Source organism: Burkholderia sola, from assembly GCF_905400185.1.
Lineage (GTDB): Bacteria > Pseudomonadota > Gammaproteobacteria > Burkholderiales > Burkholderiaceae > Burkholderia > Burkholderia sola.
Map to the genome: position 1 here is coordinate 706,058 of NZ_FR989675.1, position 12,027 is coordinate 718,084.

Below are 12,027 nucleotides of genomic sequence, written 5' to 3' on the forward strand. Positions count from 1 at the left end.
GCGGCGCGTCAGTTGTCGCCGCGCTCGCATACCGGCTGCGCCGGCATCAATTGCGCGGGCGCGGCGATGGTCCGCACCGGGCGGCCGGCGAGCGCATTGAGCGCCTGCCGGAGCTGCCAGTCGGCGGCCGTGCCGAAGGCGCGCTGCGGCAGCGCCGCGCTCCTTGCCGTATCGACCTTCGCGCGCACGCGCTCGTCGCGCCGCCTCTGCCGCGCCTTGCGCACCTGCGCGAACGGATCGGGCGCTTGCCGGTCCGCGTACGGCGCGCGCGAGAGATCGACTTCGCGATACCACAGCAACACGCCGTCGACGTCCGCATCTTGGCGCGGCGGCACGAGCCAGTTCGGTACGACGCCGTAACCATCCATCGGGCAGCCGTTCGGCCGCAGGTTGCGCGCGAACGTGAAATTCAGGCGCGTGCCGTCGATCAGGTCGACGCCCGTCTGCGCGAGCCCTTTCCCGTAGGTCGGCATGCCGAGCAGTTGCGCGCGGCCGAGATCCTTCAGCGCCGCCGCGGTTGCTTCGGCGGCCGACGCGCTCTGCCCGTCGACGAGCACGACGAGCGGCACGGTGCGCCACCAGTCGTCGGCCTGCAGCGGCGCGAGCGGATCCTGCCCGCGCATGACGGGCAGTTCGTAGTCGGGCCAGTTGGTCGTGTAGCGGCGGCGGTGCGTGCCGTCGCGCTCGACCGTCACCATCGCGGTGCGGTCGCGTCCCGCGAACAGCGCGGTGATGCCGATCGCCGCATTGAGCGCGCCGCCGCCGTTGATGCGCAGGTCGAGGATCAGCTGTTTCACCGGCGGGCCCGCGCGGCGCGCGGCCTGCACCGCGTCGATATAGTCGCCGACCGCCGGCTCCGGGAAGCTCGACAGCCGCGTGTACAGGACGTCGCCGTCGAGCCGCTTCGCGGTCGCCGGATGCGGTTTGACGATCGCGCGCACGGGCGCGAAGCTCAGCACCGCATGCGTCGGGCCGCGCTGCACCGTGAGCTTCAGCGGCACGCCCGCGTCGCCCTTCGTGAGCTTCGGCAGCGCGCTGCCGTCGAGGCCGACGACGCTCTTGTCGTTCATCGCGACGACGAGATCGTCGGGCCGCACGCCGGCCTTTTCGGCCGGCGCATCGGGAATCACGTCGATGATGTGCAGCCCGTCGGGCCGCGTCTCGAACACGATCCCGATGCCCGGCGTGCCGTCGCGCGCGCGCCGCTCGTCGTCGCGCCGTTCCTGCTCTTCCTTCGCGTTGAAGAAGCGCGCGTACGGCAGCGTCTTGATGCCTTCGTGGGTGGCGGCGTCGAGTAGCGCGCCGATGTCGACGTCGGTCAGGTGTTGCCGCTTCAGCACTTCGACGGCCGCCTTCAGTTCGCAGAGTTGCCGCTCCCAGTCGGGCGGGCAGGGCGACGGCGGTTGGGTGGCGGGCACCGAAGCGGCGGCGGGTGAAGCGGCAGGCAGCGAAGCGGCGGGCGGCGCGGATGCCGGTTGCGCACCGACGAGCGGCGCATACGGGAACGTGGCCGCGGCGGCTGCGCAGACGATGAGGCGACGAACGACAGGCATGGGAAGCATCATCGGAACCGCACGTTCGGACGGGTGACGAGGGGGCTTGCCCGGTTCACGCGCGCGGCCGGCATGCGGCGGGGCAGGGCGGTGACGATTGTAGCCGACGCTCGCGACGGCGCCGATCGAGCCGTTTGCGTGCCGCATGGCGGCGGCCCGCCCATAAAAAAACCGGCCCAAACGGGCCGGTTTTGCTTCGATGCCGAAACGGCGTGGCGCTCAAACCTGCGCGCCCGCGTTCGGATCGTCCGGATCGTGCGCGGTCTTCTTGTCCTTGATCAGGTCTTCGCGCTTGATGCCGAGCCACATCGCGAGCGAGCCCGCGACGAACACCGACGAGTAGATGCCGAACATGATGCCGACCGTCAGCGCGAGCGCGAAGTAGTGCAGCGTCGGGCCGCCGAAGAAGAACATCGACAGCACCATCATTTCCGTCGACGTGTGCGTGATGATCGTGCGCGACATCGTGGTCGTGATCGCGTGGTTGATCACTTCCTGCACGCTCATCTTGCGTTCGCGGCGGAACGTTTCCCGGATCCGGTCGAAGATGACGACCGACTCGTTGACCGAGTAGCCGAGCACCGCGAGGATCGCCGCGAGCACCGCCAGCGAGAACTCCCACTGGAAGAACGCGAAGAAGCCGAGAATGATCACGACGTCGTGCAGGTTGGCGATGATGCCCGCCACCGCGTACTTCCATTCGAAGCGGAACGACAGGTAGATCACGATGCCGATCACGACGCACGCGAGCGCGAGCAGCCCGTCGGTCGCGAGCTCGCGGCCGACCTGCGGGCCGACGAACTCGACGCGCTGCAGCGTGACGTCCGGGCTCTGCGCCTTCAGCGCGCCCATCACCTGGTCGCTCTGCTGCGCGGACGTGAGGCCTTCCTTCAGCTGCAGGCGGATCAGCACGTTGCGCGACGTGCCGAAGTTCTGCACCTGCGCGTCGGCGTAGCCGAGCTTGCCGAGCGTCGCGCGCACGGGCTCGAGCTCCGCGGCCTGCTGGTACTGCACCTCGATCACCGTCCCGCCAGTGAATTCGACGGACAGGTGCAGCCCGCGGTGGAACAGGAAGAACACGGCGGCGAGGAACGTGACCAGCGAGATCACGTTGAACACCAGCGCGTGCCGCATGAACGGAATGTCTTTACGGATGCGGAAAAATTCCATGGCTTCGTCTCCGGGGCCTTATTGGGTCGAGCCCGGTTTCTTCGGCGACACGCGTTGCTGCGCGCGGTTGCGCAACTGCGGCTTGCCGGCGCGCGGCACGTTGCCCTTCGCCGGGGCGGCGAGCTTCGCGGCGCGCGCGGTGTCGGTCGATTCGTCCGCGTCGGTGAACGACGCGGCGGCCGCCGCGCCTTCCGGCTTCCACACCTGGCCGATCGCGAGCGACTTCAGTTTCTTGCGGCCGCCGTACCAGAGGTTGACGATCCCGCGCGAGAAGAACACCGCGGAGAACATCGACGTCAGGATGCCGAGGCAGTGCACGATCGCGAACGCGCGAACCGGGCCCGAGCCGAACGCGAGCAGCGCGAGGCCGGCGATCAGCGTCGTGACGTTCGAGTCGAGAATCGTCGCCCATGCATGCGCGTAGCCGGCCTGGATCGCGAGCTGCGGCGGCTGGCCGGCGCGCAGTTCTTCACGCACGCGCTCGTTGATCAGCACGTTCGAGTCGATCGCCATACCGAGCGCGAGCGCGATGGCCGCGATACCGGGCAGCGTCAGCGTCGCCTGCATCAGCGACAGCACGGCGACGAGCAGCAGCAGGTTCACCGACAGGCCGATCACCGACACCACGCCGAACAGCATGTAGTACGCGATCATGAACACGGCGATCGCGCAGAAGCCCCAGATCACCGAGTGGATGCCCATCTTGATGTTGTCCGCGCCGAGGCTCGGGCCGATCGTGCGTTCCTCGATGATGTCCATCGGCGCGGCGAGCGAACCGGCGCGCAGTAGCAGCGCGAGGTCGGCCGCGGCCTGCGGCGTCGGTTGGCCCGTGATCTGGAAGCGGTCGCCGAGTTCGGACTGGATCGTCGCGACCGTCAACACTTCGCCCTTGCCCTTCTCGAACAGCACCATCGCCATCGGCTTGCCGATGTTCTCGCGCGACACCGTGCGCACCGCGCGGCCACCCGCGGAATCGAGGCGGATGTTGACCGACGGACGCTGGTGTTCGTCGAAGCCGGCCGATGCGTCGATGATGCGGTCGCCGGTGAAGATCACGTCCTTCTTCAGCAGCACGGGCGCCTGGTTGCCTTGCGTGAACAGCTCCTCGCCCGGCGGCACGGGGTCGTTCGGGTTCGGGTGCGTGTTGATCGGGTCGGCGAGGCGCGCCTCGAGCGTCGCGGTGCGGCCGATGATGTCCTTCGCCTTCGCGGTGTCCTGCACGCCCGGCAGTTCGACGACGATGCGGTCGCTGCCTTGCTGCTGCAGGATCGGCTCGGACACGCCGAGCTCGTTCACGCGGTTGTGGAGCGTCGTCAGGTTCTGCTTGAGCGCGGCGTCCTCGACGGCCTTCTGCACGGCCGGCGTGAACGTGCCGACGACTTGCGTGCCGCCGCCGCCGGGCTGGGTCGCCCATTGCAGCTCGGTGATCGACGCGGCGAGCGCCTTGCGGGCGTCTTCCGCCGTCTGCGCGTCGCTGAAGTTGACGACCACGGACTGCTCGACGCGGCTCACGCCGCCGTCGCGGATGTTCTTGTCGCGCAGCAGCGTGCGCGCGTCGGACGCGTCGGAGTCGAGCTTCTTCGTGAGCGCGCCCGTCATGTCGACCTGGAGCAGGAAGTGCACACCGCCGCGCAGGTCGAGGCCGAGATACATCGGCAGCGCGTGCAGCGCGGTCAGCCAGCGCGGCGACGCGCTCTGCAGGTTCAGTGCGACGACGTACTGCGGATCGTTCGGGTCGGTGTTCAGCGATTTCTGCAGCAGGTCCTTGACGCGCAGCTGCGTATCGGTGTCCTTCAGGCGCACGCGGATGTTCGCGCCGGTCGCCGTGTTCTCGAAGGTGATGTCGTCCGGCTTGATCTGCGCGGACGCGAGCGCCGATTCGACCTGGGTCAGCGTGGTCGAGTCGAGCTTGACCGTGGCCTTGCCGCTCGACACCTGCACCGCCGGCGCTTCGCCGAAGAAGTTGGGCAATGTGTACAGAAGGCCGATGGCGAGCGCCACGACCATCACGACATATTTCCAGAGTGGGTAACGATTCATGAGGGGGCCGAACGGGTGGTTGGCGTGAAAGCGTCGCGTCCGGCGCCGCGGCGGCCCGCTCTCTCAGGCGGGCACGTCGCGGGGAGCCGGACGCTCGGTGTAAGCCTTACAGCGACTTGATCGTGCCCTTCGGCAGAATGGTCGTGACGGCAGCCTTCTGCACGGTGATTTCGGTGCCTTCGGCGATTTCGACGCCGATGTAGCCTTCGGTGACCTTCGTCACCTTGCCGACGAGGCCGCCGCTCGTGACGACTTCGTCGCCCTTCGCCATGGCCGCGAGCATGTTGCGGTGTTCCTTCTGGCGCTTCATCTGCGGACGAATCATGATGAAGTACAGCACCGCGAACATCAGGATGAGCGGCAGGAAGCTCATCAGGCTCGATTCGGCGCCACCGGCACCTTGCGCGAAGGCATTGGAAATGAACGGCACGTTGGTCTCTCCGTAGGGGAAGATCGAAAAATAAGCCGGTTATTCTACCACCGGCCCCATGCGCAAACGGCGCAGCAAATGCGCTTGCGGATCAAGCTGTTAAAGCATGATCCGATACCGTTGCGACTTGTCTGGAAAGGCAATTGTAATGTTTGGCGGCCCCGTCCGGCGGTTGGATCGGGTTTTTTGGTGCGTGTCCCATTGGATATGGCTTTCTTTTAGGTCGTGTCCTATGGGGCGGCCCGTCAGTCGACCCCTCTGGCCCGATCCTCCGCGAAACGCTGCCGGAATGCGTCGAACGTATGCGTCTCGATCGCGTCGCGGATCTCGCTCATCAGCTGCAGGTAGTAGTGCAGGTTGTGGATCGTGTTCAGCTGTGCGCCGAGGATCTCGCCGACCCGGTGCAGGTGATGCAGGTAGCCGCGCGAGAAATTCTGGCAGGTGTAGCACGAGCAGGTCGAATCGAGCGGCTTCAGCGAATTCTTGTGCGTTGCGTTGCGGATCTTCACGTCGCCGAAGCGCGTGAAGAGCCAGCCGTTGCGCGCGTTGCGGGTCGGCATCACGCAGTCGAACATGTCGATGCCGTTCGCGACGCCCTCGACCAGGTCCTCCGGCGTGCCGACGCCCATCAGGTAGTGCGGCTTGTTGGCCGGCAGCTTCGGGCCCACGTGGCGCAGCACGCGCATCATGTCTTCCTTCGGCTCGCCCACCGACAGCCCGCCGATCGCGAGGCCGTGGAAACCGAGTTCGGCGAGGCCCGCGAGCGATTCGTCGCGCAGGTCCTCGAACATCCCGCCCTGGACGATCCCGAACAGCGCGTTCGGGTTGCCGAGCCGGTCGAATTCGTCGAGCGAGCGCTTCGCCCAGCGCAGCGACATGCGCATCGAGTCGGCCGCTTCCTTGTGCGTGGTCGGCACGCCGTTGGTCGCGTACGGCGTGCATTCGTCGAACTGCATCACGATGTCCGAGTTCAGCACCTTCTGGATCTGCATCGACACTTCCGGCGACAGGAACAGCTTGTCGCCGTTGATCGGCGACGCGAACGTGACGCCGTCCTCGGTGATCTTGCGCAGGTCGCCGAGCGAGAACACCTGGAAGCCGCCCGAGTCGGTCAGGATCGGCTTGTTCCAGCCCATGAAGCCGTGCAGGCCGCCGTGCGCGTCGATCGTGTCGAGGCCCGGGCGCAGCCACAGGTGGAACGTGTTGCCGAGGATGATCTGGGCCTTGATCTCGTGCAGCTCGCGCGGCTGGATCGCCTTCACGGTGCCGTACGTGCCGACCGGCATGAAGATGGGCGTCTCGACCGTGCCGTGATTGAGCTTCACGCGGCCGCGGCGCGCGTGGCCGTCGGTCGTCAGCAATTCGAATTCGAGCCCGTTGGCCGGGCGGTCCTGCACGGGGGCGTGCGTATCGTGGGATGAACCTTCGGTCATCGTGTTGTTCTCCTCGCTACCGGAAAAAGCTCTGCATGGGACCGGAGTATGCGCTGAAGCGCTGACTCCGGATCGCAAGCCCGGCGCATGTTGGAAACGCCGCCGGGAATCCGGTGGCGGGAAAAAGCGGGTGCGCGCCAGAGTAGCGCACGCAACGCAAAAAAGGGCGCGGTGGCCGTGCGACGCGCTGGCCGTCGTGCGCATCAAGCCCATGCTGCGGACTGCGCTTACGCGCCCGACGTCTCCGGCGTGTCGCGCCGCGTGAGCAGCATCGCGTCGCCGTAGCTGAAGAACCGGTAGCGTTCGGCGATCGCGTGCCGGTACGCGGCGCGGATCGTCTCGACGCCCGCGAACGCGGACACCAGCATCAGCAGCGTCGATTTCGGCAGGTGGAAATTCGTGACGAGCCGGTCGACCACGCGGAAACGGTAGCCGGGCGTGATGAAGATGTCGGTTTCGGCCTGCGTCGCCGCGAGCGCGCGGCCCGCTTCGTCGGCACTGCGCGCCGCGGCTTCGAGCGCGCGCATCGACGTCGTGCCGACCGCGATCACGTTGCCGCCGCGTGCGCGGGTCGCGGCGATCCTGTCGACGAGCGACTGCGGCAGGTCGTACCACTCGCTGTGCATCTTGTGCTCGGCGATGTTGTCGACGCGCACCGGCTGGAACGTGCCGGCGCCGACGTGCAGCGTCAGCGTCGCGCGCTCGACGCCCATCGCGTCGAGCTTCTCCAGCAGCGGCTGATCGAAATGCAGCCCGGCCGTAGGCGCTGCGACCGCGCCCGGATTGCTCGCGTAGACAGTCTGGTAGCGCGTTTCGTCGGTCGCGTCGGGATCGTGCTCGATATACGGCGGCAGCGGCAGGCGGCCGTACTGTTCGATCAGGTCCAGGCACGGCGCGGGGAAGTGCAGCGTGAAGAACGGCTCGACGCGCTCGCCGACCGTCACGTCGAACGCGTCGGCCAGACGCAGCGTCGTGCCGGCGCCCGGCGACTTGCTCGCGCGGATCTGCGCGAGCGCCGTGTGCGTGCCGGTCACGCGCTCGATCAGTACCTCGATCTTGCCGCCGCTGGCCTTCTGGCCGAAGAAACGCGCCTTCAGCACCTTGGTATCGTTGAACACGAGCAGGTCGCCGGGCGCGATGCACGCCGGCAGCTCGGCGAAATGGCGGTCGACGAGGCGTGCGGGCTCGACGGTGCGATCCACCTCGAGCAGGCGGCTCGCGGTGCGATCGGGCAGCGCGGTTTGTGCAATCAGCTCGGGCGGCAGATTGAAATCGAAATCGGAAAGCGTGAACATGCGGGCTGGTTCGAAGCGGCCGGCGGGCGTCGCCGGCAGGGCGGAAACGCGTAATTGGGGCGCGCGAGCCGCTATGATGACGGGATGCGCGGCCTGGCCGGCGTCGTTCGTTCGGACGACGTGAAAGCCGCTATTGTACTTGCCTTGCGAAGCACCCAGACGATCCGATGCCTGTGTCACCACGCCGTTCCCCCGCTGCCGTTGCCGATTCCGCCGATCCGTTCGACGCGGACGATGCCGCCACGCCCGCGCCGGCCGCATCGGGCCCCGGCGCGCGCCGCACCGGCCCGAAGCGCGGCGCCGACGGCCGGCTCGCGCAGCCCGCGGCCGCCGCGCCCGACGCCGACGGCGCCGCCGCGAGCGACGAAGCCGGCGCGGCCGGTGCGAAGCGCAAGAAAAAGGCAGTCGCCGACAAGCCCGTGAAAACCGCCGACAAGCTCGCGAAGCTCGGCCTCACGCGTTCGATCGATCTCGTGCTGCACCTGCCGATGCGCTACGAGGACGAGACCACGCTCACGCCGATCGGCGAGTTGCTGCCGGGCGGCATCGCGCAGACCGAAGGTGTCGTGTTCGACAACGAGGTCGCGTATCGGCCGCGCCGCCAGCTCGTCGTGAAGATCCAGGACGACGACGGCGAGCAGCTCGTGCTGCGCTTCCTGAATTTCTACGGGTCGCAGGTCAAGCAGATGGCCGTCGGCCAGCGGCTGCGCGTGCGCGGCGACGTGCGCGGCGGCTTCTTCGGGATGGAAATGGTGCATCCGGCCGTGCGCGTCGTCGAAGCCGACGCACCGCTGCCGCAGGTGCTCACGCCCGTCTATCCGAGTACGGCCGGCGTGTCGCAGGCGTATCTGCGCAAGGCGATCGAGAACGCGGTCGAACGCACGCCGCTGCCCGAACTGCTGCCGCCCGAGATCCAGCGCGATTACCTGAAGCCGCTCGACGTGCCGTCGCTCGAGCAGGCCGTGCGCATCCTGCACCACCCGCGCGTCGATTCGGACGAAGCCGCGCTGATGGACGGCTCGCATCCTGCGTGGACGCGCATCAAGTTCGAGGAGCTGCTCGCGCAGCAGCTGTCGCTGAAGCGGGCGCACGAGGAGCGCCGCACGCGCGCCGCGCCCGCGATGCCGCGCCGCACCGCGACCGATGCCGACGCACTGACCACGCGCTTTTACGCGGCGCTGCCGTTCACGCTGACGGGCGCGCAGGCGCGCGTCGTCGACGAGATCGCGCACGACCTCACGCTCGCGCACCCGATGCAGCGGCTGCTGCAGGGCGACGTCGGCAGCGGCAAGACGGTCGTCGCGGCGCTGGCCGCCACGCAGGCGATCGACGCCGGCTACCAGGCCGCGCTGATGGCCCCGACCGAAATCCTCGCGGAACAGCACGCGCGCAAGCTGCGCGCATGGCTCGAGCCGCTCGGCGTCACGGTGGCGTGGCTCGCGGGCAGCCTGAAAGCGAAGGAGAAACGCGCGGCGATCGAGGCGGCCGCGCTCGGCACCGCGCAGCTCGTGATCGGCACGCACGCGATCATCCAGGACACGGTCGAATTCGCGCGGCTCGGCCTCGTGATCGTCGACGAGCAGCACCGCTTCGGCGTCGAGCAGCGTCTCGCGCTGCGCGCGAAGGCCGCGAATGCGGCCAACGGCGCGCGCGACTTCCAGCCGCACCAGCTGATGATGTCGGCCACGCCGATTCCGCGCACGCTCGCGATGACGTACTACGCGGATCTCGAGGTGTCGACGATCGACGAGCTGCCGCCGGGTCGCACGCCGGTGCTGACGCGGCTGGTGGGCGACGCGCGGCGCGACGAGGTGATCGCCCGCGTGCGCGAGGCCGCGCTGACCGGGCGCCAGGTGTACTGGGTGTGCCCGCTGATCGAGGAGAGCGAGACGCTGCAACTGCAGACGGCCGTCGAAACCTACGAGACGCTGGCCGCGGCGCTGCCCGAGTTGAAGGTCGGCCTCGTGCATGGCCGGCTGTCGCCGGCCGACAAGGCGGCCGTGATGGACGCGTTCACGCGCAACGAAGTGCAGCTGCTGGTCGCGACGACCGTGATCGAGGTCGGCGTCGACGTGCCGAACGCGTCGCTGATGGTCATCGAGCACGCCGAGCGTTTCGGCCTCGCGCAGCTGCACCAGTTGCGCGGCCGCGTCGGGCGCGGCACCGCGGCGTCGGTGTGCGTGCTGCTGTACACCGGGCCGCTGTCGATCGCGGGCCGCGAGCGGTTGAAGACGATGCGCGAGACGACCGACGGCTTCGAGATCGCGCGGCGCGACCTCGAAATCCGCGGCCCCGGCGAATTCCTCGGCGCGCGCCAGTCGGGCGCGGCGATGCTGCGCTTCGCGAACCTCGAGACCGACGGCTGGCTGATCGATCCGGCCCGCGAGGCCGCCGCGCGGCTGATTGCCGCGTATCCGGAGGTCGTCACCCAGCATCTCGCGCGCTGGCTCGGCGCGCGCGAGCAGTACCTGAAAGCCTGATCGACCGGCCCTGGGGCCGGATCGAAAGCCGCCACGAAAGCCGCCACTCGACGCATCGCGATGCAGAGAAACTTGGCGAACCGGTGCCAACCGGTGTATAAATTAAACCTATCGCCTGTATATCCCTGATTGACCCACAATGACCCTGACTGAATTGAAGTACATCGTCGCGGTCGCGCGCGAGCGGCATTTCGGCCGCGCGGCCGAAGCGTGCTTCGTGAGCCAGCCGACGCTGTCGGTGGCGATCAAGAAGCTCGAAGACGAGCTCAACGTGCAGATTTTCGAGCGCGGCGCGAGCGAAGTGAGCGTGACGCCGATCGGCGACCAGATCGTCACCCAGGCGCAGCGCGTGCTCGAGCAGACCTTCGCGATCAAGGAGATCGCGAAGCAGGGCAAGGACCCGCTCGTCGGCCCGTTCCGCCTCGGCGTGATCTACACGATCGGGCCGTACCTGCTGCCGACGCTCGTCAAGCAGATGATCCACCGTGTTCCGCAGATGCCGCTGATGCTGCAGGAGAACTACACGCTGAAGCTGCTCGAACTGCTGAAGCAGGGCGAGATCGACGCCGCGATCATGGCGCTGCCGTTCCCCGAAACCGGCCTGATGGTGCGGCCGTTGTACGACGAGCCGTTCGTCGTCGCGCTGCCGGCCGGCCATCCGTGGGAGAAGCGCGACGAAATCGACGCCGAGGACCTGAAGCAGGAAACCATGCTGCTGCTCGGCAACGGCCACTGCTTCCGCGATCACGTGCTCGGCGTGTGCCCGGAACTGATGCGCTTCTCGCAGACGGCCGACGGCATCCAGAAGACCTTCGAGGGCTCGTCGCTCGAAACCATTCGCCACATGGTCGCGAGCGGCGTCGGCATCACCGTGCTGCCGCGGATGTCGGTCGCCGAGGTCGGCCCGCGCGCGAACGGGCCCGACGCCGAGCTGTTGTCGTACGTGCCGTTCAACGAACCGGTGCCCGACCGCCGCGTGGTGCTCGTGTGGCGCAAGAGCTTCACACGGATGCCCGCGATCGACGCGATCAGCGACGCGATCGCCGCGTGCGAGTTGCCGGGTGTCGCGAAGCTCGACATGCCGGCCACGATGAACTGACGCGTTGGCGCAGGCGTGTGTGGCAGCGTGATGAACGGGGTCGTGCGACCCCGTTTATTTTTCCCTATCGCATAGATGAAATTTATCAAATTCAAATAATTGATAGATATAGATAGAATCCTCTCCATGGATCGGCGTCGCGCCGACGTTCGGGATGCAGGTTGAATGCAAGCGTCAAAGGAGGATGTCATGATGCGGTCGGTATTGCAGCACGCGCAGCGGAACACCCCGTCGCGCGACACGGTCGTACATCGCGCCAGGGCGGCGGTTCGCAGCCTGCGCCCGATTGCGTTCGCATACCTGGCGGACCGTGTGTATGGCGGATGAGTGCCGCCGCACGCCGGTCCTGTGTTCCCCCGATTCACCCGCCGTCGAGCCATGAGGAAGCATTGCATGTCCGATACCCGACAAGCCGGCCGCCTCGCCGGCACGACGCGTGCCGGCAGCCCCTTCCGCGAGCGCCCCGCCTGCGGCGCGTGGCAACGGGAATGCGTGTCGCAGGCCGCGCGCGACATCCCGTAGTACGA

The 12,027-nt window shown here is 67.8% G+C and carries 9 protein-coding genes; 3 read left to right on the plus strand and 6 right to left on the minus strand.

Annotated elements, in window-relative coordinates:
* Window positions 1-8 precede the first annotated feature (8 nt).
* From KR541_RS03260 to queA, 6 genes are all read right to left on the minus strand, one after another.
* Complete coding sequence (locus tag KR541_RS03260) at window positions 9-1,553, minus strand: S41 family peptidase (RefSeq protein ID WP_235356144.1); 1,545 nt, start codon at window positions 1,551-1,553, stop codon at window positions 9-11.
* Window positions 1,554-1,772: 219 nt separating this feature from the next.
* Window positions 1,773-2,723 carry a protein translocase subunit SecF gene (secF, locus tag KR541_RS03265; protein WP_050011793.1) on the minus strand — a complete coding sequence of 317 codons (951 nt, stop codon included), beginning with the start codon at window positions 2,721-2,723 and terminating at the stop codon, window positions 1,773-1,775.
* An 18-nt stretch (window positions 2,724-2,741) separates the two neighbouring features.
* Window positions 2,742-4,763: a protein translocase subunit SecD gene (gene secD, locus KR541_RS03270; RefSeq protein ID WP_124630594.1), complete on the minus strand. Its 2,022-nt coding sequence runs from the start codon at window positions 4,761-4,763 to the stop codon at window positions 2,742-2,744.
* Window positions 4,764-4,869: 106 nt separating this feature from the next.
* Window positions 4,870-5,193, minus strand: a complete 324-nt coding sequence (gene yajC, locus KR541_RS03275) for a preprotein translocase subunit YajC (RefSeq protein WP_006476868.1) — start codon at window positions 5,191-5,193, stop codon at window positions 4,870-4,872.
* Between the two features lie 245 nt (window positions 5,194-5,438).
* The gene (tgt, locus tag KR541_RS03280) at window positions 5,439-6,626 is read right to left on the minus strand and encodes a tRNA guanosine(34) transglycosylase Tgt (protein WP_124630595.1); all 1,188 of its coding nucleotides are present in this window, start codon (window positions 6,624-6,626) and stop codon (window positions 5,439-5,441) included.
* Window positions 6,627-6,853: 227 nt separating this feature from the next.
* Complete coding sequence (gene queA, locus KR541_RS03285) at window positions 6,854-7,921, minus strand: tRNA preQ1(34) S-adenosylmethionine ribosyltransferase-isomerase QueA (protein WP_089488177.1); 1,068 nt, start codon at window positions 7,919-7,921, stop codon at window positions 6,854-6,856.
* Between the two features lie 167 nt (window positions 7,922-8,088).
* Here queA and recG point away from each other — a divergent pair, with 167 nt between their 5' ends.
* From recG to KR541_RS36905, 3 genes are all read left to right on the plus strand, one after another.
* Window positions 8,089-10,401: an ATP-dependent DNA helicase RecG gene (gene recG / locus KR541_RS03290; RefSeq protein WP_050011789.1), complete on the plus strand. Its 2,313-nt coding sequence runs from the start codon at window positions 8,089-8,091 to the stop codon at window positions 10,399-10,401.
* 139 nt (window positions 10,402-10,540) lie between these two features.
* Window positions 10,541-11,500, plus strand: a complete 960-nt coding sequence (locus KR541_RS03295) for a LysR substrate-binding domain-containing protein (protein ID WP_216089349.1) — start codon at window positions 10,541-10,543, stop codon at window positions 11,498-11,500.
* Between the two features lie 393 nt (window positions 11,501-11,893).
* Window positions 11,894-12,022: a hypothetical protein gene (locus KR541_RS36905; RefSeq protein WP_256975448.1), complete on the plus strand. Its 129-nt coding sequence runs from the start codon at window positions 11,894-11,896 to the stop codon at window positions 12,020-12,022.
* Window positions 12,023-12,027 lie beyond the last annotated feature (5 nt).

Bases quoted from the DNA above. Each gene is read 5' to 3' on its own strand.
- secF (WP_050011793.1), bottom strand. From the start codon at position 2,723: ATGGAATTTTTCCGCATCCGTAAAGACATTCCGTTCATGCGGCACGCG.
- KR541_RS03260 (WP_235356144.1), bottom strand. From the start codon at position 1,553: ATGCCTGTCGTTCGTCGCCTCATCGTCTGCGCAGCCGCCGCGGCCACG.
- tgt (WP_124630595.1), bottom strand. From the start codon at position 6,626: ATGACCGAAGGTTCATCCCACGATACGCACGCCCCCGTGCAGGACCGC.
- KR541_RS36905 (WP_256975448.1), top strand. From the start codon at position 11,894: ATGTCCGATACCCGACAAGCCGGCCGCCTCGCCGGCACGACGCGTGCC.
- queA (WP_089488177.1), bottom strand. From the start codon at position 7,921: ATGTTCACGCTTTCCGATTTCGATTTCAATCTGCCGCCCGAGCTGATT.
- KR541_RS03295 (WP_216089349.1), top strand. From the start codon at position 10,541: ATGACCCTGACTGAATTGAAGTACATCGTCGCGGTCGCGCGCGAGCGG.
- secD (WP_124630594.1), bottom strand. From the start codon at position 4,763: ATGAATCGTTACCCACTCTGGAAATATGTCGTGATGGTCGTGGCGCTC.
- recG (WP_050011789.1), top strand. From the start codon at position 8,089: ATGCCTGTGTCACCACGCCGTTCCCCCGCTGCCGTTGCCGATTCCGCC.